The organism is Rathayibacter sp. AY1H3 (assembly GCF_002932015.1).
Map to the genome: position 1 here is coordinate 178,501 of NZ_PSUU01000001.1, position 19,421 is coordinate 197,921.

Consider the following 19,421-nt stretch of genomic DNA (forward strand, 5'->3'; position numbering starts at 1 on the left):
GTGTCAGCGCAGGAGTGCGGCGACCACTCCGGGCAGGTGCTCCGCGATGTCGAGCGCGGCGATCGGGCCGCCGGCGGAGGCGCTCCGTCCGGCCTCCGCGTGCAGGACGGCGGCCGCGGCGGCCACGGGGGCGAGGTCCTCCGCGGTCAGAGTCGCCCCGGCCGCCTCGGCGTCCGCGGCCCGACCGGCGAGGAGTGCGCCGAGCACGCCGCCGAGGACGTCGCCGCTGCCCGCGGTCGCCAGCCAGGGCGTGGATCCGGAGACCTCGAGCTCGACGCCGCCCGCGACGACGTGGGTGGTGCCGCCCTTGAGGAGCACGCAGACTCCGAGGCCGTCCGCCGCCCGGCGCGCCCACTCCCCCGGGGCCTCGGCGATCGTCGCGGCGTCCGCGTCCAGACCCGCTCGGCCGAGCACTCCGGCGAGCTCGCGGTAGTGCGGCGTGATGACGACCGGGCCTGCGGCCTCGTCGATCAGGTCGAGCGCGCCCGCGTCGAGCACCACCGGGACTCCCGAGTGCAGCTGCTCGATCAGGGTGCGCCGCTCCTCGTCGCTGCGGTCCTCGGCGGCGTGCTCGGCGCACTCCTCGCCGGTCGGGCCGCGGACGCCGAGGCGGCCGGGGCGACTCTGACCGCGGAGGACCTCGCCCCCGTGGCCGCCGCGGCCGCCGTCCTGCACGCGGAGGCCGGACGGAGCGCCTCCGCCGGCGGCCCGATCGCCGCGCTCGACATCGCGGAGCACCTGCCCGGAGTGGTCGCCGCACTCCTGCGCTGACACGCCCGTTGGACGAGCGCTGAACCGAACCGGGACCGCCGCCGTTGTCCTGGAGGAAGCGACGCCCGCGGCCCGGCTCACCGGCTCCGCACCGCCGCCTCATCGGGTGCTCGAAGCGAGCACCTCTACCGTCGGATCCGCCGCGTCCGCCTTGACCAGGAGAACAGACATGACCGCGAAGACCACGACTCCCGCCCGCTACGCCCTGACCCTCCTCGCCGGCGCCGGCACCCTCGCCGCGCTCGCCGCCTGCTCCAGCACCACCACGACCGGGAGCGACGCCGCCGACGCGGCGACCACCACCGCTCCGAGCACCGCCACCAGCTCCGCCCCCGAGGCGACCGGCGCCGCGTCCTCCGCCGCGAGCGGCAGCAGCTACGCCGACGGCACCTACGAGGCCGAGGGCGCCTACACCTCGCCCGGAGGGAACGAGAAGGTGGGCGTCTCGCTGACCCTCGCCGACGGCGTCGTCACCGACGTGACCGTGACCCCGGAGTCGGAGAACCCCACCGGCCAGCAGTACCAGTCGCGCTTCGCGGGCGGTATCGCGGGCGAGGTCGTCGGCAAGCAGCTCGACGAGCTGAAGGTCTCCAAGGTGTCGGGGTCCTCCCTCACCTCCGGCGGCTTCAACGACGCCGTCGAGACCATCAAGGCCGATGCCACGGCCTGACGCCCCGACGGTCCTCGTCCACGCGTGGCGGTTCGACGCGATCGGCACCGGCTGGCATATCGACACCGCCGAGCCGCTCGAGCCCTCCCACCGCTCGCGGGTCGAGGCGCGCATCGCGGAGTACGACCGCACCTGGTCGCGGTTCCGTGACGACTCCGCCGTCTCGCAGCTGCGGGTCGGAGGCGAGCACGTCTTCCCCGACGAGGCGGCCGACCTCTTCGCACTGTACGACGTGCTCGACGAGCTGACCGGCGGGGCGGTCACCCCCTTCGTCGGCGGCTCTCTCGAGCAGCTCGGCTACGACTCCGCGTACACCCTCGTCCCGCGCGGACCCGCCGTCCCCGCTCCCTCCTGGGCCGCCGCCCGACGCGGGGCGGCGGGACTGCGGGTCGAGCCCGGGACCGTCGTCGACGTCGGCGCCGCGGGCAAGGGCCAGCTCGTCGACCTCGTCCTCGAGGAGCTCGACGGAGTCGGGCCCGCCGTCGTCGACGCGAGCGGCGACCTCCGGGGCATCGGAGCCGGACCCGTCCGGGTCGGCCTCGAGCACCCGTGGGACCCGAGCAGCGCACTGGGAGTGGCGGTGCCCGGCGACCGCGCGCTCTGCGGCTCGGCGAGCAACCGCCGCGCCTGGGGTAGCGGCCTCCACCACGTCCTCGACGGGCGGACCGGAGCTCCGGTCGAGAGCATCGTCGCCGCCTGGGCGGTGGCCGACACGGCCCTCGTCGCCGACGGGCTCGCGACCGCGCTGTTCGTCTGTCCGCCCGAGGCCCTCGCCGAGCGCTTCGACTTCGAGTTCGTCCGCGTCCGCAGCGACGGCACCCTCCACTACTCGTCTTCCTTCCCCGGAGAGGTCTTCCGATGATCGGCACCTTCGACCGCGCCTTCGACCGCGCCTTCGGCCGCGTCACCACCTACCGGCTGGTCTGGATGACGCTCGCCGCGCTCCTGCTCGTCGCCGTCGGCTACGCCGCAGCCGGCCTGATCTTCTCGACGCCGCTCGAGATCCTCGGCACGACGCTCGTCGCCGTCGCCTCGACGGCCCTGGTCAGCGCGGTCCTCGCGCGGCTGTTCCGCAGCCGCGCGCACCTGGAGTCCTCGCTCGTCACCGGTCTGCTGATCGCCTGCCTGCTCTTCCCGACGGCCGATCCTCGCGGGCTCGCCGTGATCGCGCTCGTCGGCGCGATCGCCGCCGCGTCCAAGTACGTCCTGGCCTGGCGGGGCCGCCACCTCTTCAACCCGGCCGCGGTCGCCGTGCTGATCATCGGCTTCACCGGGCTCAACGCCGGAGCCTGGTGGATCGCCAGTGGCGCGATCTGGCCGTTCGTCGTCGTGGGTTCCCTCCTGATCGTCGCGCGGGTCCGCCGCTTCGCCGTCTTCGCCGTCTTCGTCGTCGTCGCCGGCGGGGTTTCCGTGCAGCAGGCGGTGCAGAACGGCCAGGACCTCGGCGCCGCGGCGGCTCTGGTCCTCACGGCCTACCCCTTCGTCTTCGCCGGCGCCTTCATGCTGACGGAGCCGCTCACGCTCGCGCCGCGCCGCTCGCAGCAGCTGATCATCGCGGTCGTCGCAGCGCTCGTGGCGAGCGTCCCCTTCCACATCGGCGTCGTCTCCGCCACTCCGGAGCTGGGCCTCGTGGTCGGCAACGCCCTCGCGTTCGCCTTCGCATTCCGCCAGCGTCGGCGGCACACGCTCGAGCTCGCCTCTACCCGCGTGCTGGCGCCGGGCATCGCGGAGTACCGCTTCCGCTCCCGCTCGCCGCTGACCTTCGAGCCGGGCCAGTGGCTCGAGCTCGACCTGCCGCACCGCGCCGACAGCCGGGGCAGCCGGCGCACCTTCTCGGTCTCCTCCGCTCCGTCCGACGGCGAGATCGCGATCGCCCTGCGGATGCCGGAGAAGGCGAGCAGCTTCAAGCGCGCCCTCGCCGCGCTGGAGCCCGGCGACTCGCTCCGGGCGACGAGCGTCGGCGGTGACTTCGTCCTGCCGGCCGATCCCACCGTGCCGCTGCTGCTTGTGGCGGGCGGCATCGGGATCACCCCGTTCGCCAGTCAGCTCCGCTCGCTCGCGGATGGTCCGCGGCGGGACGTCGTCGTCGTGGTCGCCGTGCCGAGCCTCGCCGAGGTCGCGTACCGCGACCTGCTGCAGGAGTCGGGGGCCCGGGTCGTGCTCTGCTCGAAGGAGACGCCGACCGACCTGCCCGCACGGTGGTCGCACGTCACAGGCCGACTGACCGCCGAGCTGCTCGCGGACGCGGTGCCGGACGCCGGCCGCCGCGTGGGCTACGTCTCCGGGTCGCCGTCGTTCGTCGACTCGGTCCGCGGCGCCCTGCGCGGTGCCGGGGCGAAGCGGATCCGCACCGACGCGTTCGCCGGCTACTGAGTTCGTCGGGTCGCGACGCCGTCTGCTGACGCCCGGCGGCGACCGACGCCGCCGGGGACCGATGCCCGGCGGGAGCGGCGCTCTCAGGCGGGCTCAGGTGCTGCCAGGGTCCCGTTCAGCGGCCCCTCTACAATGACGCGGTGCCGTCCTCCCCTCCTCGAGCGTCCTCCCGCCCCCTCGCCCGGCTGCGCGAGAACCGCGACTCCGTCGCCGTGCTCTGGGGCGCCTTCGCGCTGGTGCACGTGGTGCTCTCCCTCCTGGCGCTGTTCGCTCCGGGTCTGCCGATGGGCGACGTCAGCATCGTCTACAAGGAGTGGATGAGGACCGCCGTCGAGGGCGGCGGCATCGCCGGGATCGACACGGGCTGGGTCTACCCGATCCTCGCCTGGGGCCCGATCGCCGCCTCCTGGCTCTTCGGCTCGGCGGGCTACGACCTGATGTGGCTCGTCCTCGTCGCGCTCGCCGACGCCGCCGCCTTCGCCCTGCTGCTGCGCGGCCGGTCGGCACCGCGCCTCGCGGCGGCGCGCTGGTGGCTGCTGTTCCTCGTCCTCCTCGGGCCGATCGCCATCGGCCGCATCGACGCCTTCACCGCGCCGCCGGCCATCGCCGGGATGCTCTGGGCGGCGACCCGTCCGGGCGTCGCGGCGCTGCTGCTGACCGTGGCTACCTGGATCAAGGTGTGGCCGGCCGCGATCCTCGCCGCTGCCGTGCTGGTCCTGCGCGGACGGCTGCGGATGATCCTCGTCCCCGCGGTCGCCTCCGTGATCATCGTGCTCGCGGTCGTCCTCGTCGGCGGCGGGGACCAGGTCTTCAGCTTCGTCACCGACCAGACCGATCGGGGCCTCCAGATCGAGGCCGTCGTGAGCACTCCCTGGATGTGGCTGTCGGTACTCCCGGGATCGGGGAGCTACGTCTACTACGCCGCCGACATCAACACCTTCGAGATGCACGGGCCCGGCACCGAGTTCGCGGCGAGCCTGATGACCCCGCTGCTCGCTCTGGCCATGCTCGGCGTGGCCCTGCTGGGTGCCCGTGCTCTCGCCCGCCGGGCCGACCCCGCCAGGTTGTTCCCGCTGCTCGCGCTGACCTTCGTGGTCGTGTTCATCGACACCAACAAGGTGCTCTCGCCGCAGTACATCGTCTGGCTCGCGCCGCCGGTGATCGCCGGGCTGATCGCGTGCCGCGACGGCGCGTTCGACCGGCCCGCGAAGCTGACGCTCGTCACTGCGGCTCTGACCCAGGTGGTCTACCCGTACCTCTACCTCTTCCTCCTCTGGTCGCACTGGTGGATGGTGCTCGTGCTGACCGTGCGGAACATCCTCCTCGTGGTGCTGCTCGGCTGGCTGCTGCGCGAGCTGTGGAGGATGGGGACGGCGCGGGTCGTCGCACCCGGCGCCACGACTTCCGCGTCGTCGCTGACCGGCGAGACCCGCCTGGCGCCCCAGGGCTCGTAGGCTCGGAGGGCGCGGGGCCGGCACGCGGTGCGCGCAGTCAAGGAGGCACCCATGCTCGTCGCATTCTCGGTCGCACCGTCCGGGGGCGAGGCGCCCGACGCGTCCGTCCATGACGCCGTCGCCGCCGCCGTCCGCATCGTCCGCGAGAGCGGCCTGCCGTCGCGGACGACCTCGATGTTCACCGAGATCGAGGGGGAGTGGGACGAGGTCTTCGACGTCGTCAAGCGCGCGACGGAGGCCGTCGGAGCGTTCGGGACGCGCGTGTCGCTCGTCCTGAAGGCGGACATCCGCCCCGGCTACTCGGGCGAGATCGACGGCAAGATCGCCCGGCTGAACGACGCGCTGGGGGAGTAGCGGGTCCCCGCCACGACCTCTCGTGTCCGGGCGTGCTCGAATCGATTCGACATCCGTCCGATCCTGAGTAGCCTTGACCGGTGACGCTCTCGCCCGCTCGGACCCGCCTCGCCCTGCTCGCCCTCGCGATGGGGGGCTTCGGCATCGGCTCGACCGAGTTCGTCGCGATGGGGCTCCTCCCGCAGCTCGCCGCCGACCTCCTCCCCGGGGTCTGGGCCGCGAGCCAGGAGCAGGCCGTCTCGCAGGCGGGGATGCTGATCTCGGCATACGCGCTCGGTGTCGTGGTCGGCGCCCCCACCATCGCCGCCGCAGCGGCGCGCTGGCCGCGCAAGAGGCTCCTCCTGACCCTCCTCGTCGCCTTCACCGTCGGGACGATCGGCTCGGCGCTGCTCCCGAGCTTCCCGCTCGTCCTCGCCGCGCGCTTCGTCGCCGCGCTTCCGCACGGCGCCTACTTCGGCATCGCCTCCCTGGTCGCCGCCGACCTGATGGGTCCCGGCAAGCGCGGCAAGGGAGTCGCGTTCGTCCTCTCCGGGCTCACGATCGCGAACGTCATCGGCGTGCCCGCGATCACCTGGGTCGGGCAGGTGGCCGGCTGGCGCAGCGCCTACCTCGTGGTCGCGGTGCTCTTCGCGCTGACCGTCGTGGCCGTCCAGCTGCTGGTGCCCGCGCAACCCGGGAATCCGGCGGCGACCGTCCGCAACGAGCTGCGGGCGTTCGGGCGCCTGCAGGTCTGGATGACCCTGCTCGTCGGCGCCATCGGCTTCGGCGGACTCTTCGCGATGTACAGCTACATCTCGCCGCTCGCGACCGAGGTGACGGGCCTGCCGCTCGGCGCGGTCCCGTGGATCCTGGTCGTCATCGGCCTCGGGATGACCGTCGGCAACCTCGTCGGCGGCTGGGCCGCCGACCGCGACGTGCGGCGGGCGCTGGTGGTGTTCTTCGCCGGCGTCGGCGTCTTGCTGATGGGGCTCGCGCTGTCGGCCTGCTCTGTCGTCGGGCTGGTGGTGTTCGCGTTCCTCTCGGCGGGCTTCTCGGCGGCCGCGTCGCCCGCGATCCAGACCCGGCTGATGGACGTGGCGCGCGACAGCCAGACGATCGCGGCCGCGCTCAACCACTCCGCCCTCAACATCGGCAACTCGGTGGGTGCCGCGCTCGGCGGCCTGACGATCGCCGCCGGACTGGGCTACCTGTCGCCCATCTGGGTCGGCGTGGGCCTGACCGCGGCCGGAATCGTGCTCGCCTTCGGCAGCATCGCGATCGACCGCGCCCGGGGCACGGTCTACCCGGTCCACCGCGAGCCCGCCCAGCCGGGCACCGGCGGCATCCCGGTCGACGCGCTGTAAGCAGAGCGCGGCCAGGGCCTCTGGAAGACTCTCGGCATGCGCGCCGTGAGCTACTCGTCCTTCTCCGCCCTCCCCCTGATCGTCGAGGTCCCGGAGCCCGTCTGCCCCGTCGACGGCGTCGTCGTCCGCGTCGCGGCGACCGGGGTGTGCCGGAGCGACTGGCACGCGTGGAAGGGGCACGACGACTCGGTCGTCCTGCCGCAGATCCCCGGGCACGAGTTCGCCGGGACGGTGATCGCGACGGGAGCCCAGGTGTCGCTCTTCGCGGTCGGTGACCGGGTCACGGCGCCGTTCGTGTTCGCCTGCGGCGACTGCGAGCAGTGCCGGGAGGGGGCGACGCAGGTGTGCCTCCGCCAGCAGCAGCCGGGATTCACCCTCGACGGGTCGTTCGCCGAGGCGGTGGCCGTGCCGGGTGCGGACCTGAACCTGGTGCGCCTGCCCGACTCCGTCGGCTTCGTCGAGGCGGCCGGTCTCGGCTGCCGCTTCGGGACCGCGTACCACGCCCTGCACGAGCGCGGCCGGGTCGCCCCGGGGGAGTGGGTCGCGGTGCTGGGCTGCGGCGGAGTCGGCCTCTCCGCGGTGATCGTCGCGCTCGCGGCCGGGGCCCGCGTGGTGGCGTCGGACGTCTCCGCCCCGGCGCGGGAGGCCGCGGCCGCGCTCGGGGCGGTGACCGTCCCCGGAGGCGAGGGTGCCGCCGAGGCGATCCGGGCGGCGACCGGAGGAGGGGCGCATCTGGCGGTCGACGCCGTCGGCAGCAGGGTCACCGCGGAGGCGTCGATCGCCGCCCTGCGTCCGCGCGGCCGGCACGTGCAGGTGGGTCTGCTCCTCGGGCCCGACGCCGCACCGGCGATCCCGCTCGGCCGGGTCATCGCCCAGGAGCTGGAGCTGCTGGGCAGCCACGGCATCGCCCGGAGCGGCTACACGGCCCTCCTCGACGACGTCGTCGCCGGCCGTCTGCGCCCCGCCGACTCCGTCGGCCGCACCATCGCCTTCGAGGACCTGCCCGCCGCTCTCGCCGCGATGGACGCCCCCGCCGCGACGCCCGGCATGACGGTCGCCGTCCTGGCCCCCTGACGCGGGCCCGCAGGAGCACTCGCAGTCCCGGTCCGGTGGGTCTCGATGCCCCGCGTCCCGCGGCCTCTCGACCAGCAGCGACCCGTTGTCCGTGCCTGGCGGTTCTCGATAGGCCGCGTCCCGCGGCTACTTGACCGGCACGACTCGGGCACGCCCGCCCTGCTCGATCGCAGGAGCAGGTGGCCGCCGCTCGACGAGGTGGAGCCCGCCGACAGTGATCCGCGTGTCAGCGGATCGATGCCGGGCGACGCGCCCCGCTCTGCGGAACGCACTACGTCGTGAAGTCGACCGCGCCGCGGCGGGCGGGGACCGCCGCGCCTTCGTGGAGCCCGCCGACAGTGATCCGCGTGTCAGCGGATCGATGCCGGGCGACGCACCTCGCTCCGCGGAGCGCGCCGCGTCCTGAAGTCGACCGCGCCGCGGCGGGCGGGGACCGCCGCGCCCTCGTGGAGCCCGCCGACAGCGATGCGCGTGCCAGCGGATCGATGCCGGGCGACGCACCTCGCTCCGCGGAGCGCGCCGCGTCCTGAAGTCGACCGCGCCGCGGCGGGCGGGGACCGCCGCGCCCTCGTGGAGCCCGCCGACAGCGATGCGCGTGCCAGCGGATCGATGCCGGGCGACGCACCTCGCTCCGCGGAACGCACCACGTCGTGAAGCCGACCGCGCCGTGGTGGGCAGGGACCGCCACGGAAGAGGACTCAGTCCGTCTCGATGAGGATCCCGTCGTGGATGGCGCGCTTGCGGAGCGCCACTTTCGTGCCGACGTCGATGCCGACGACGCGGTACTTCTCGCGGATCCGCTTGAGGTACGACTTCGCCGTCTCCTCCGAGATGCCCAGCTCGAACGCGACCGACTTGACCGGCTCGCCGCCGCCGTAGAGGGCCATCACGCGGCGCTCCTGCGCGCTGAGCTTCGGCGCTCCGTCGGAGTCGCCGGTGGAGAGCGCCATGTCGAGCTCGTGCGAGATGTAGGAGTGGCCGTCCTTGGCCGCGCGGATCGCCTCGACGATCATGTCCGCGTCCTCGGTCTTCACGAGGTAGCCGAGGGCTCCGGAGGCGAGTGCCTCGCGGACCACGGCGGGCTCGGAGTAGGTGCTCATCAGCACGGTCTTCACCCCGGTGGTCTTGAGGGTCGAGAGCTTCACCGAGATCGGGATGTTGTCCTTGAGGTCGAGGTCGAGGAGCACGACGTCGACGGGGAACTCGGGGTGCGTGAGCAGCTCGGGCCAGGAGGCGACCGCGGCCACCAGCTGGATGTCGGAGGCGGCTCCGCGGATCCACTCCGTGAGCGCTCCGAGGAGCATCTTGTGGTCGTCCACGACCGCGAGAGTGATCTTCGCGTCAGCGGTGGGTGTCATCGGTGTCCTTCGGTCGGCGGTCGTCGGCGGTCTCTCGGCGGCTGCTCACCGGTCGGCGGGATTCTCGACCAGGCAGTCGATCTCGATCCGGAGCTCCCCGTCGCGTGAGGTGTCGCGGAAGACGCCGACCTGAGCGATAGCCTCCCACGTCGCAGGATCGACGCCGCGCAAGGGCGCGCCTGAGGAGCGGAGCGTGATCGGCACGAGCAGTCCTCGGGCGGCCGTCCCGGCTCCGGGATCGCGGGGGCTGCCCGACTCGACGTGGAGGACCACGGCGAGTCCGGTCGCGCTGTCGGCCATCAGCCAGATCGCCGAGAGGAGCCCGTCGCGCTGCTGGTGCCCGAGGAGTCCGGCGGTGCCGTCCGGGTCGTCGAGCTCGACGAGCGGCGCGAGCAGCTCGGACTCGAGCACGGCATGGTGCAGCCAGGTCTCGCGCCGCCCCTCGATGAGGTGGAGGCGGAGCTGGGTGGCGAGCGAGGTCGCGTGGGCGGCGCGCTGGGCGTCGAGGGGCAGGCGGACCGAGCCGTCGCCCACCTCGGCGAGGAGGCGCTCGGCGGCGAGGTCGAGCCGTGCGAGCTCCTCCGAGGCGAGCATCCCGACCGCGTAGCGCGGGCCGAGCGTGGTGCTCTGCACGAGGGCGCGGTCGATCTCGAGCTGGACCATCCGGCGGAATCCGCGCATCATCACGACCACGACGACGGCCGGCGCGATCGTCACCACGAGGGCGCTGATGCGCACCGAGAGCGCGCCTGCGCCGCCCGACTCCATCGAGAGGAACGCGATCACCTCGGCGATCGCGACGAGGGCGCTCACCGCGAGGATCTCGATCCCGCGCCGGTGGACGATCAGCGCGGCGTGCGCGACGGCGCCCGCGACCGCGGCGGTGGGGACGGTGCGGGCCGCGCCGGAGTCGGTCACGGCCACCAGGTCGAGCACGACGGCGGCTCCGACGGCGACGAGGAAGCAGAGGTAGACCGGGAGCGGCAGGCGGCGTCCGCCGAGGTGGATCGCGAGGACGGTGGACCCGAAGGCCAGGACGACGAGGACCCAGGCGATCGCCGCGGGTGCGAGGTCGCTGTAGCGGGCGGAGGTCGAGAGGAAGATCAGCAGCTCGTAGGCGAGGATCGCGGCGGCGATGCCGTTGAGGCCGCTGCCGAGGTAGTTGGTGCCGAGCCCCTCCTGCTGGCGGCGGACCGAGCGGGCGGACCGGGAGGAGCGGCCGTGCGTCGCGGGCACGCGTCCCAGCAGCGGGGCCCGCGACTCCGGCGCGGGGCTCACTTGGGGACCTCCAGCACCACGGTCGTCCCCGATCCGGGGGCGCTGAACAGTCTGGTGCGGCCGCCGACGTCGCCGAGCCGGGCGATCACCGACTCCTTGAAGCCGAGCTTCGTGTCGGGGACGGTCGCGATGTCGAAGCCCGCGCCCGCGTCCGTGACCATCGCGCGGACGGTCGTCTCGTCCTCGGTGATCGTCACGTCGGCCGAGGCGACGCCGGAGTGGCGGCGCACGTTCTCGAGGCACTCCGCCAGGGCGAGCACGAAGGAGTCGAGGGCCGCGCCGGTGAGCGCCACCTGGCCGGAGCCGTGCCAGATCACGTCGAGCCCCATCCGGCCGAAGCGGTTGCGGACGGTCTCGAGGGTGTTGGCCGCGGGGGCGGAGGTGACGCTGGTCAGCTGGTAGGAGCCGGACGCGCTCGGGGTGGGGGTCCCGCCGAGCCGGAGCTGGCGCAGGAGCTGCGCGTCCTGCGCCGCCTGCTGCCGGAGCGCGTCGACCGACACTCCGCGGCCCGAGTGCGCGAGGAGCGTGAGGGTGGCCAGCACAGTGTCGTGCAGGAGCCGCGCGCCCTGCCGGCGCTGCGCCTCCGTCTCGCTGGCGAGGCGCTCCACGCGGTGGGCGTTGCCGATGCTGTCGATCCGCCGCACCACCCGCGGGACCGCTGTGCCGATCCAGAGGGCGAAGCCGCAGAGCGTGCCCCAGGGCAGCAGGCTCTGGACGACCACGGTGGGGATCATGGTGCCGCTCGAGACGAGCACCGACGGGATGAGGCTCGGGAGGAGCACCGGCAGCAGCAGGAGCAGTCGGCGCGCGGACGTCGTCACGACCACGGCGATGCTCGCGGTCACGGCGTTCGCGGTGTTGACCAGGACGAACCCGGCGAAGTCGGCGCCCGGAGCGAGCCCCAGCGCGAGGCCCCAGCCCAGCAGCAGGCCGCCGACGGCGACGGCGATCACTCGGCTGCGGCGCCCCGTCCGTGCGAGCTCGACGTGGGCGGCCATCATGCCCAGGAGCAGCGCGACGGCGAACGGCACGGCGGCGGGCTGGAGTGTCCCGGGGATGAGGGCCATGCCGAGCGCCCCCGCCTCCGTGAGCAGGCCGATCCCGCAGGCGGAGTGGCGCAGCAGCCGATCGCGCTCGCGGGCGCTGCGGATCATCGGCACGCTCTGGCCCCCTCCGGTCGTGGCGCGGGGCTGGCCCCCGTCTCACGATAGCCACTGGCCGGGCCGGTCGGCGCGGTTCGGGGCGTCGAACCGCGCCGGAGTCGGGCGGGTCAGGCCGTCGCGGGATGCGCCAGCAGCCGGGCGAGGTGCGCGCCGACCGCGTCGTCCTCGATGAGGAACCCGTCGTGGCCGAACGTCGAGGTGATCACCGCGACCTCTCCGCCGTCGAGAGCGCCGGGAGCGTGCGCCGCGATGATCCGCTGGCCCTCGACCGGGAAGAGCCGGTCGCTGTCGATGCCGAGGACGAGGGTCGGGCTGGTGATCCGGGAGAGGGCGGCCGCCTCGCCGCCCCGGCCGCGGCCGACGTCGTGCGAGTTCATCGCCTCGACGAGCGTGATGTAGCTGTTCGCGTCGAAGCGGCGCGTGAACTTGTTGCCGTGGAAGTCGAGGTACGACTCCACGGCGAAGCGGCCGCCGCCGCCGAGCGGGCTGAGCCCCGACTGCCAGCTGCGCTCGAAGCGGTCGTTGAGCTCGGAGGGGCTGCGGTAGTTGAGCAGTGCCATCCGGCGGGCGAGCGCGAGGCCGTGGTACGGGCCCTGGCCGTCGCCGGCGTCGTAGTAGGAGCCGCCCGCGAAGGCCGCGTCGTTGCGGATCGCCTCGAGCTGCACGAAGTTGAGGGCGATCTGGTCGGCCGTGGCCCGCGGGGGAGCTGCGAGGACCGCGAGGCGCGCGACCCGCTCCGCGTGGTCGATCCCCCACTCCAGCGCCTGCATCCCGCCCATCGAGCCGCCGATGACGGTGTGCCAGCGCTCGACGCCGAGCAGGTCGCTGAACTGCACCTGCGCCCGCACCTGGTCGCGGATGCTCGTGTACGGGAACCGTGCGCCCCACTCGTGGCCGTCGGGGGCGAGGGACGCGGGACCGCTGGAGCCCTGGCAGCCGCCGAGCATGTTCGGGGCGACCACGAAGAAGCGGTCGGTGTCGATCACGAGGCCGGGGCCGACGAGTCCCGACCACCAGCCGTCCGTCGCGTGGCCGGGATCGCCGCGGCCGAGCAGGTGGGAGTCGCCGGTCAGCGCGTGCAGGACGAGGACGGCGTTGTCGCGGCGCTCGTTCAGCGCGCCCCAGCTCTCGTAGGCGATGCGGGCGTGGGGGAGGCGGCCGCCCGCCTCGAAGTCGAACGGGCCGAGGTCGACGAAGCGGCGTCCGCCCGGGTGGTCGCCGTCGCGCCAGGCTCCGGTGGCGGGCGGCTTGCCGATGACCGAGAGGAGCTGGCGCTCGGTGACGAACGCCGACGGGACCGTGTCCTCGAGTGTCTGCTGCCAGTCCATAGCGCTGTCCATCGTGTCAGAGCGCCGCGGGGCGGAGCCGTTTGTTACGCCCTGCTCCCGCGCTCCTCCGCCCGCGCGCGGAGCGCCCCGACGCGATCCCCGAGGACGGGGACCCCGTCAGGGCGCCGAGGGGCCTCAGGCGTTCGCGCGGGAGGCCTCGACGACGGCGCGCGCGGCGCGGAGGGCCTGGTCGAGGTCGGCGCGGAGGTCGTCGACGTTCTCGAGTCCCACCGACAGGCGCACCAGGCCCGGAGTGACGCCGGCGGTCAGCTGCTGCTCGGGCGAGAGCTGCGAGTGCGTGGTCGACGCGGGGTGGATGACGAGCGAGCGGACGTCGCCGATGTTGGCCAGGTGCGAGAACAGCTCCAGCGAGTCGACGAAGGCCCGGCCGGCGTCCACTCCGCCCTTGAGCTCGAACGAGAGCACCGCGCCCACGCCCTTCGGCGCGTAGCGGTTGGCCGCGGCGTACCAGGGCGAGGTGGGCAGGCCCGAGTAGTTCACCGAGGCGATGTCGGAGTGGTTCTCGAGGTACTCCGCGATCTCCTGCGCGTTCTGCACGTGGCGCTCGATCCGGAGCGAGAGGGTCTCGATGCCCTGGATGAGCTGCCAGGCGCTCGCCGGGGCGATCGAGGCGCCGAGGTCGCGCAGCAGCTGCACGCGGGCCTTGATGATGTAGGCGAGGGAGTCGCCGACCGCGGCGGTGTAGACGGCGCCGTGGTACGACTCGTCCGGCGTGGTGAGGCCGGGGAAGCGCTCAGCGTTCGCGGTCCACGAGAAGCGGCCGCCGTCGACGATCGCTCCGCCGATGACCGTGCCGTGGCCGCCGAGGAACTTCGTCGCCGAGTGCACGATGATGTCCGCGCCGTGCTCGAAGGGGCGGATCAGGTAGGGCGTCGCGATGGTGTTGTCCACGATCAGGGGCACGCCGGCGTCGTGCGCGACATCGGCCACGGTGCGGATGTCGAGGATGTTGATCTTGGGGTTGCCGACGGTCTCGGCGAAGAACAGCTTCGTGTTCGGACGGACGGCGCGGCGCCACTCCTCGCGGTCGTCCTGGTTCTCGACGAAGGTCGTCTCGATGCCGAGCTTGGCGAGGGTGTACTTGAAGAGGTTGTAGGTGCCGCCGTAGATCGAGGACGACGAGACGATGTGGTCGCCGGCCTGGGCGATGTTCAGCACGGCCGCGGTCTCGGCGGCCTGGCCCGAGGCGAGCAGCAGGGCGCCGGAGCCGCCCTCGAGGGCGGTGAGCCGCTCCTCCACGACCGCCTGGGTCGGGTTCTGGATGCGGGTGTAGATGTTCCCGAACTCGGCCAGCGCGAACAGGTTCTGGGCGTGCTCCGCGTTGTCGAAGACGTAGGAGGTGGTCTGGTAGATCGGCGTCGCGCGGGCCTTGGTCACCGGGTCCGGCGCGGCGCCCGAGTGGATCTGCTTGGTCTCGAACTGCCACTTCTCGGAGTCGGTCATGGTGCTTCCCATCGGATCGTCGGGGTCGGTGACGGGGCCGTTCTCCGTCGCGACGAGCGTACGCGGGGGCCCCCCGGGCGGCCAGGACCGCCGACACACGGGGTAACGGCCGTCAGCGCCGCTCGGGCTGCCGGTCGCGCTTGGCGCCCGTAGGGTCTGCGCGGTCCGGGCGCGGAGGCCTCTCGTCGGCCACCGGGGCGAAGAGCCAGGCCGCGCGGGGCTCGACCAGCCGGTGGAAGACGGTGCGGGTCCAGCCCAGCGAGAGCGCGACCGAGACCGCGACGCAGAACACGATCATCAGCACGAGGGCGAGCGTGCTCTCCGTCCGCGAGAGGATCCCGGACTCCCGCAGCGGATAGAGGACGAAGCTGTGGAGGAGGTAGACGTACATCGTCGACTGCCCCCAGGCGGTGAGCGGGGTGCGGCGGCGGGGCACCATCGCGAAGAGCGCGAGCGAGAGCACTACCGCTCCGGCCATCAGGGCCAGCCGCACCAGCCCGGCCCACCACTGGGTCTCGCCGAGGGCGTCGTAGGGGCGGTCGTAGAAGAACCAGTAGCGCAGGTCCGCCGCTCGGAACGCCTCGATGTTGACGGTCATGACGACCGCCGTGACCGCGAAGAGGACGACGGCGAGGATCCGGGCGAGGAGCACCCGCGACGGCGGCTGATCGAGCCAGCGGTCGACGGCGGAGCGGCCGCCGGGGGCGAAGCCGCGCAGGCGCCAGCCGAACACGAAGAACGGCAGGATCCCGATCGCGCGTGCGAGCGAGAAGGTCGAGTCGATGTTGTCGTAGTAGCTGACCCCGACCGCGAGCACCACGCTGATCAGCAGCGGCCAGCGCAGCAGCGCCAGGTAGGGGAGGACGAGGCGGAAGATGCCCAGCGCGAGCAGGAACCACAGCGTCCAGCTCGGCTTCGTCGGGTTGAACTCCTGCTTCCCCTCGACCAGGAACTGCACCAGGGTCCAGATCGTCTCCATGATCAGGTAGGGCAGGAGGATGTCGGTCAGCACCCGCCGCATCGCGCGCCCGCTCGGTGCGCCGCTCTTGGAGAAGTAGCCCGAGATGATCGCGAAGGCCGGCATGTGGAAGGCGTAGATCGTCAGGTAGACGATGAGCGAGGTGTCGGAGTTGGCCGTCAGCCTCTGGACGCCGTGCCCGATCACGACGAGGGTCACGCAGACGAAGCGCGCGTTGTCCCAGAGGGGCACGCGGCGCTTCGGGGTGACGGCTGTCCCGGCAGTCGCGGGAACCGGGTCGGCGGGCGGCACGCGGCCAGACTAGCGTTGGGCTGCGACGACGGAGTCGAGGGTGTCCGAGGCTTGACGGAAGGGGACGGGCGTGGATCGACGCGTTGTCGTGACAGGAGCGAGTTCAGGGATCGGGGCGGCCACGGTCCGCCTGTTCCGCGAGCACGGCTGGGAGGTCGTCGCCGTCGCGCGCCGGCGCGACCGGCTGGAGGCGCTCGCCGCCGAGACCGGCGCCGGGTACTTCGCCGCCGACCTCACCGACGCCGCCCAGGTCGACGCTCTGCGCGACCACCTCGCCTCCTCCGGGCCCGTGCACGCGCTCGTGAACAACGCGGGCGGTGCGCTCGGACTCGACTCGGTCGAGAAGTCCGACCCCGAGGACTGGCGCCGCATGTTCGAGATCAACGTGCTCTCGGTGAAGCTCGTGACCAGCGCGCTGCTCCCGCTGCTGCGGGCCGGGATCCGGGGGAGCGGGACCTCCGCGGACATCGTGACCGTCACCTCGATCGCCGGCCACGTCGCCTACGAGGGCGGAGGCGGGTACAACGCCGCCAAGCACGCCGCGCACGCGCTGGTCGCCGTGCTGCGGCTCGAGCTGGCGGGCGAGCCGATCCGAGCGATCGAGATCGCGCCGGGGATGGTGCACACGGACGAGTTCTCGCTGGTCCGCTTCGGCGGCGACCGGGAGCGCGCCGACGCGGTCTACGCCGAGGTCCCCGACCCGCTGGTCGCGGAGGACGTCGCCGCCGCGATCGTCTCCTCGGTGGAGCTCCCCGCCCACGTCAACCTCGACCTGGTGACCATCAAGCCGGTCGCGCAGGCGGCCCCGCACAAGGTCGCGAAGGGACCCCTGGCCCCGCGCGCCTGACCGATGTGACGCGGAGGCCCGCGACGGCCTAGCCTGTCCCTCATGGTTTCCGACGCCGACGACTCCGCCGCCCTCCTCGCCGCCACGGAGAAGGAGGTGCTCGGCTGGCTCGAGTTCGGCGACGCCGCTCGGCACCTGGCCGACGACGTGGTCGCGTCGGGCTACCGGCCGGAGCTGGTCGTCGCCATCGCGCGCGGCGGTCTGCTCCTCGCGGGCGCCGTGGCCTACGCGCTCGGCATCAAGAGCTGCGGCGCGCTGAACGTCGAGTTCTACACCGGCGTCGAGGCGCGCCTGGCGGAGCCCGTGGTGCTGCCGCCGCTGCTCGACGAGGCGTCCGTGCGCGGCAAGCGCATCCTCCTGGTCGACGACGTCTCCGACTCCGGCCACACCCTCGCCCTCTCGGTGAAGCTCATCCGCGCGATGGGTGCCGAGGTGCGCACTGTGACCCTGTACACGAAGCCGCGCACGGTGCTCGAGCCCGATTTCTTCTGGCGCCGCACCCCGCGCTGGATCGTCTTCCCCTGGTCGGCTCTGCCCCCGGTGGACGGAGCCCTCGCCGAGGACGACGAGTGAGCGTCCACCTGATCGGCGGCGGAGGCGGCGTCGAGCACGACCAGCAGCTGTACGGGGCGTTCCTCGCGGAGGCGCGCGCCCACGCGGTCGACGCCGGCCGGATCGAGGGCCCGCGCATCGCGATCGTCGTCGTCCACGACGGGCTCGGCCCGGAGGCCTACGCCGGCTACGCGGCACTGCTCGCGACGGTCGGCCCGCTCGACGCGTTCGCCGTGATGAAGCCGGAGGGCGGCCGGATCGATCCCGCGGTCTTCGACGACGTCGACGGGATCTTCGTCGGCGGAGGGCTGACCCCGGCCTACCGCGACGCGCTCGAGGCCTGCTTCCCGCGGCTGCGCGATGTCGTCTCCTCCGGAGTGCCGTACGCCGGCTACTCGGCGGGGGCCGCCGTCGCGGCCGATCGCGCCCTCGTCGGCGGCCACCGGATCGGCGGCGTCGCCGTCGTCCCGGAGGGCGCGGCGGAGGAGCTCGACGAGGTCACGGTGCTCGAGGGCATCGGCCTCATCGACGTGACGGTCGACGTGCACGCGGCGCAGTGGGGGACCCTCGGCCGCCTGGTCGCGGCCGTCGAGGCGGGCCTGGTCGACGGCGGCGTCGCGCTCGACGAGTCCACCGTGCTGATCGTCGGCACCGGCGCGCTCCGCGTCGGCGGCGCCGGCTCGGTGTGGCGCGTGAGCGGCAGCGACGCCGGAGTCGTCGTCGCGACGCTCGCGGCGGGCTGACCCGGTGGACCTCGCTGAGCTCGCGGCCTCGGGACTGATCGACCGGGGCTGGGCGGAGGCGCTCGCCCAAGTCGCAGGGGACATCGCCGCGATGGCCACCTTCCTCCCCGACGCGCTCGCGGCCCGTCGGACCTATCCCCCCACGGGCCGCGACGTGCTCCGCGCCTTCGCCGCCCCGCTCGCGGACGTGCGCGTCCTCATCGTCGGACAGGACCCGTACCCGACGCCCGGGCACCCGATCGGGCTGTCCTTCGCGGTCGAGCGCCACGTGCGCCCGCTGCCGGGGAGCCTGCAGAACATCCACCGCGAGCTCCGGGACGATCTCGGCGTCGAGCCGCCCGAGCACGGCGACCTCAGCGGCTGGACCTCGAGCGGCGTGATGCTGCTCAACCGGGTCCTCACCGTCGCCCCCGGCGCTCCCGCCTCGCACCGCGGGAAGGGCTGGGAGGTGGTCACCGAGCACGCGATCCGCACGCTGGCCGCCCGGGACGCGCCTCTCGTCGCGATCCTCTGGGGCCGCGACGCCGCGTCGCTCCGCCCGATGCTGGGGGAGGCCGGAGTGATCGAGAGCGCGCACCCCAGCCCGCTGTCGGCCTCGCGCGGCTTCTTCGGCTCCCGGCCGTTCAGCCGCGCCAACGCCCTCCTGGAGGAGCGCGGCGCGGAGCCGGTCGACTGGAGCGCTCTCGCGTGACCGGGCGCTCGCCCGCGGGGCGGCTACGCTGGCCCGGATCGATGGGCGGAGCCGAAGGAGAGCCGGATGCTTGAGGAAGAGTACGAGAGCCGGCGCGTCCTGCCGCCGCACCTGCGGAAGGCGCCGCCTCCCGAGCCCGGCTTCTCGTTCGAGATCCGCGACGCCCGCGACGCCGACCTCCCGGACATCCGCGAGATCTACAACCACTACGTGCGCAACACGGTGGTGACCTTCGACGAGGACGACTCGACGCTGAAGGAGTGCCGCACGAACTTCTCCCGCAACCACAAGCTCTGCCTGCCCTTCATCGTGGCCGTCTCGCCTTCAGGCCAGACCCTCGTCTACGCGATGGTGTCGCCGTGGTCCTCCAAGCGGGCGTACCGCTTCACCGTGGAGAACTCGATCTACCTGCGGGCGGCCTCCACCGGCAAGGGCCTCGGCCGGGCGCTGATGGCCGAGCTCCTCGAGCGCGCGAAGGCCGTGGGGATCCGTCAGATCATGGCCGTCATCGCCGACAAGGGCGCGGAGGCGTCGCTGGCGATGCACGCGCAGTTCGGATTCGTCGAGGTCGGCCGGATGGGCCGCGTCGGCTTCAAGTTCGAGCGCTGGCTCAGCACCGTCCTGCTGCAGAAGACCCTCAAGTAGGGCCGACCCGCCCCTGCGAATGCGCCTCATCGACAGGTGCCGG

20 protein-coding genes are annotated in these 19,421 nt (G+C 73.3%); 13 read left to right on the forward strand and 7 right to left on the reverse strand.

Going from position 1 to position 19,421, the window contains the following annotated elements; genetic code table 11:
• Positions 1-3: 3 nt before the first annotated feature.
• The gene (locus C5C33_RS00825; protein WP_258069148.1) at positions 4-501 is read right to left on the reverse strand and encodes an NAD(P)H-hydrate dehydratase; all 498 of its coding nucleotides are present in this window, start codon (positions 499-501) and stop codon (positions 4-6) included.
• A gap of 12 nt (positions 502-513) precedes the next feature.
• Here C5C33_RS00825 and C5C33_RS18855 point away from each other — a divergent pair, with 12 nt between their 5' ends.
• The 8 genes from C5C33_RS18855 (at position 514) to C5C33_RS00860 (ending at position 8,039) form a co-directional block, all read left to right on the forward strand.
• Positions 514-771 (forward strand): hypothetical protein, encoded by a 258-nt coding sequence (locus C5C33_RS18855; protein ID WP_258066414.1) that lies wholly within the window; start codon positions 514-516, stop codon positions 769-771.
• A 169-nt stretch (positions 772-940) separates the two neighbouring features.
• Complete coding sequence (locus C5C33_RS00830; RefSeq protein ID WP_104224453.1) at positions 941-1,441, forward strand: FMN-binding protein; 501 nt, start codon at positions 941-943, stop codon at positions 1,439-1,441.
• The gene (locus C5C33_RS00835; protein ID WP_104260170.1) at positions 1,428-2,303 is read left to right on the forward strand and encodes an FAD:protein FMN transferase; all 876 of its coding nucleotides are present in this window, start codon (positions 1,428-1,430) and stop codon (positions 2,301-2,303) included. Before C5C33_RS00830 ends, C5C33_RS00835 begins: the two co-directional genes overlap by 14 nt.
• A complete protein-coding gene (locus C5C33_RS00840; protein ID WP_104260171.1) occupies positions 2,300-3,814 on the forward strand; it encodes an oxidoreductase in 1,515 nt (504 codons plus the stop codon). The genes C5C33_RS00835 and C5C33_RS00840 overlap by 4 nt, the downstream gene beginning before the upstream one ends.
• A gap of 140 nt (positions 3,815-3,954) precedes the next feature.
• Positions 3,955-5,268 (forward strand): glycosyltransferase 87 family protein, encoded by a 1,314-nt coding sequence (locus C5C33_RS00845; protein ID WP_104225503.1) that lies wholly within the window; start codon positions 3,955-3,957, stop codon positions 5,266-5,268.
• Between the two features lie 51 nt (positions 5,269-5,319).
• Positions 5,320-5,622, forward strand: a complete 303-nt coding sequence (locus tag C5C33_RS00850; RefSeq protein ID WP_104224449.1) for a thiamine-binding protein — start codon at positions 5,320-5,322, stop codon at positions 5,620-5,622.
• A 128-nt stretch (positions 5,623-5,750) separates the two neighbouring features.
• The gene (locus C5C33_RS00855; protein ID WP_104260235.1) at positions 5,751-6,965 is read left to right on the forward strand and encodes an MFS transporter; all 1,215 of its coding nucleotides are present in this window, start codon (positions 5,751-5,753) and stop codon (positions 6,963-6,965) included.
• Between the two features lie 36 nt (positions 6,966-7,001).
• Complete coding sequence (locus C5C33_RS00860) at positions 7,002-8,039, forward strand: alcohol dehydrogenase catalytic domain-containing protein (RefSeq protein WP_104260172.1); 1,038 nt, start codon at positions 7,002-7,004, stop codon at positions 8,037-8,039.
• Between the two features lie 698 nt (positions 8,040-8,737).
• Here C5C33_RS00860 and C5C33_RS00865 read toward each other — a convergent pair.
• The 6 genes from C5C33_RS00865 to C5C33_RS00890 all read right to left on the reverse strand — a co-directional run bounded on the left by C5C33_RS00865 (position 8,738) and on the right by C5C33_RS00890 (position 15,900).
• Positions 8,738-9,397: a response regulator gene (locus C5C33_RS00865; RefSeq protein ID WP_104224447.1), complete on the reverse strand. Its 660-nt coding sequence runs from the start codon at positions 9,395-9,397 to the stop codon at positions 8,738-8,740.
• 45 nt (positions 9,398-9,442) lie between these two features.
• Positions 9,443-10,633, reverse strand: coding sequence for a hypothetical protein (locus tag C5C33_RS00870; protein ID WP_146085725.1), 1,191 nt, complete (start codon positions 10,631-10,633; stop codon positions 9,443-9,445).
• A gap of 38 nt (positions 10,634-10,671) precedes the next feature.
• Positions 10,672-11,829 carry a sensor histidine kinase gene (locus C5C33_RS00875; RefSeq protein ID WP_104224445.1) on the reverse strand — a complete coding sequence of 386 codons (1,158 nt, stop codon included), beginning with the start codon at positions 11,827-11,829 and terminating at the stop codon, positions 10,672-10,674.
• Between the two features lie 116 nt (positions 11,830-11,945).
• Positions 11,946-13,166: a homoserine O-acetyltransferase gene (locus C5C33_RS00880; protein ID WP_104232776.1), complete on the reverse strand. Its 1,221-nt coding sequence runs from the start codon at positions 13,164-13,166 to the stop codon at positions 11,946-11,948.
• Between the two features lie 135 nt (positions 13,167-13,301).
• The gene (locus C5C33_RS00885) at positions 13,302-14,630 is read right to left on the reverse strand and encodes a bifunctional o-acetylhomoserine/o-acetylserine sulfhydrylase (RefSeq protein WP_104225507.1); all 1,329 of its coding nucleotides are present in this window, start codon (positions 14,628-14,630) and stop codon (positions 13,302-13,304) included.
• 112 nt (positions 14,631-14,742) lie between these two features.
• Complete coding sequence (locus C5C33_RS00890; protein WP_104315117.1) at positions 14,743-15,900, reverse strand: acyltransferase family protein; 1,158 nt, start codon at positions 15,898-15,900, stop codon at positions 14,743-14,745.
• 70 nt (positions 15,901-15,970) lie between these two features.
• Between C5C33_RS00890 and C5C33_RS00895 the strand changes: the two genes are divergently transcribed.
• The 5 genes from C5C33_RS00895 (at position 15,971) to C5C33_RS00915 (ending at position 19,378) form a co-directional block, all read left to right on the forward strand.
• On the forward strand, positions 15,971-16,747 hold the full coding sequence (locus tag C5C33_RS00895; protein WP_258069147.1) for an SDR family NAD(P)-dependent oxidoreductase: 777 nt from the start codon (positions 15,971-15,973) through the stop codon (positions 16,745-16,747).
• A 42-nt stretch (positions 16,748-16,789) separates the two neighbouring features.
• The gene (locus tag C5C33_RS00900) at positions 16,790-17,320 is read left to right on the forward strand and encodes a phosphoribosyltransferase (protein ID WP_104224441.1); all 531 of its coding nucleotides are present in this window, start codon (positions 16,790-16,792) and stop codon (positions 17,318-17,320) included.
• Entirely contained in the window at positions 17,317-18,042 is a 726-nt protein-coding gene (locus C5C33_RS00905) for a peptidase S51 (RefSeq protein WP_104260161.1), read from the forward strand. Before C5C33_RS00900 ends, C5C33_RS00905 begins: the two co-directional genes overlap by 4 nt.
• Before the next feature lie 4 nt (positions 18,043-18,046).
• The gene (locus C5C33_RS00910; protein ID WP_104260173.1) at positions 18,047-18,733 is read left to right on the forward strand and encodes a uracil-DNA glycosylase; all 687 of its coding nucleotides are present in this window, start codon (positions 18,047-18,049) and stop codon (positions 18,731-18,733) included.
• Positions 18,734-18,799: 66 nt separating this feature from the next.
• Positions 18,800-19,378 (forward strand): GNAT family N-acetyltransferase, encoded by a 579-nt coding sequence (locus C5C33_RS00915; protein WP_104260174.1) that lies wholly within the window; start codon positions 18,800-18,802, stop codon positions 19,376-19,378.
• The last annotated feature ends 43 nt before the right edge of the window (positions 19,379-19,421 follow it).

What these genes read in the sequence shown, in the direction of transcription:
- C5C33_RS00830 (WP_104224453.1), top strand. Translation starts at nt 941, where the DNA reads ATGACCGCGAAGACCACGACTCCCGCCCGCTACGCCCTGACCCTCCTC.
- C5C33_RS00835 (WP_104260170.1), top strand. Translation starts at nt 1,428, where the DNA reads ATGCCACGGCCTGACGCCCCGACGGTCCTCGTCCACGCGTGGCGGTTC.
- C5C33_RS00840 (WP_104260171.1), top strand. Translation starts at nt 2,300, where the DNA reads ATGATCGGCACCTTCGACCGCGCCTTCGACCGCGCCTTCGGCCGCGTC.
- C5C33_RS00850 (WP_104224449.1), top strand. Translation starts at nt 5,320, where the DNA reads ATGCTCGTCGCATTCTCGGTCGCACCGTCCGGGGGCGAGGCGCCCGAC.
- C5C33_RS00855 (WP_104260235.1), top strand. Translation starts at nt 5,751, where the DNA reads ATGGGGGGCTTCGGCATCGGCTCGACCGAGTTCGTCGCGATGGGGCTC.
- C5C33_RS00860 (WP_104260172.1), top strand. Translation starts at nt 7,002, where the DNA reads ATGCGCGCCGTGAGCTACTCGTCCTTCTCCGCCCTCCCCCTGATCGTC.
- C5C33_RS00865 (WP_104224447.1), bottom strand. Translation starts at nt 9,397, where the DNA reads ATGACACCCACCGCTGACGCGAAGATCACTCTCGCGGTCGTGGACGAC.
- C5C33_RS00875 (WP_104224445.1), bottom strand. Translation starts at nt 11,829, where the DNA reads ATGATCCGCAGCGCCCGCGAGCGCGATCGGCTGCTGCGCCACTCCGCC.
- C5C33_RS00880 (WP_104232776.1), bottom strand. Translation starts at nt 13,166, where the DNA reads ATGGACTGGCAGCAGACACTCGAGGACACGGTCCCGTCGGCGTTCGTC.
- C5C33_RS00885 (WP_104225507.1), bottom strand. Translation starts at nt 14,630, where the DNA reads ATGACCGACTCCGAGAAGTGGCAGTTCGAGACCAAGCAGATCCACTCG.
- C5C33_RS00900 (WP_104224441.1), top strand. Translation starts at nt 16,790, where the DNA reads ATGGTTTCCGACGCCGACGACTCCGCCGCCCTCCTCGCCGCCACGGAG.
- C5C33_RS00915 (WP_104260174.1), top strand. Translation starts at nt 18,800, where the DNA reads ATGCTTGAGGAAGAGTACGAGAGCCGGCGCGTCCTGCCGCCGCACCTG.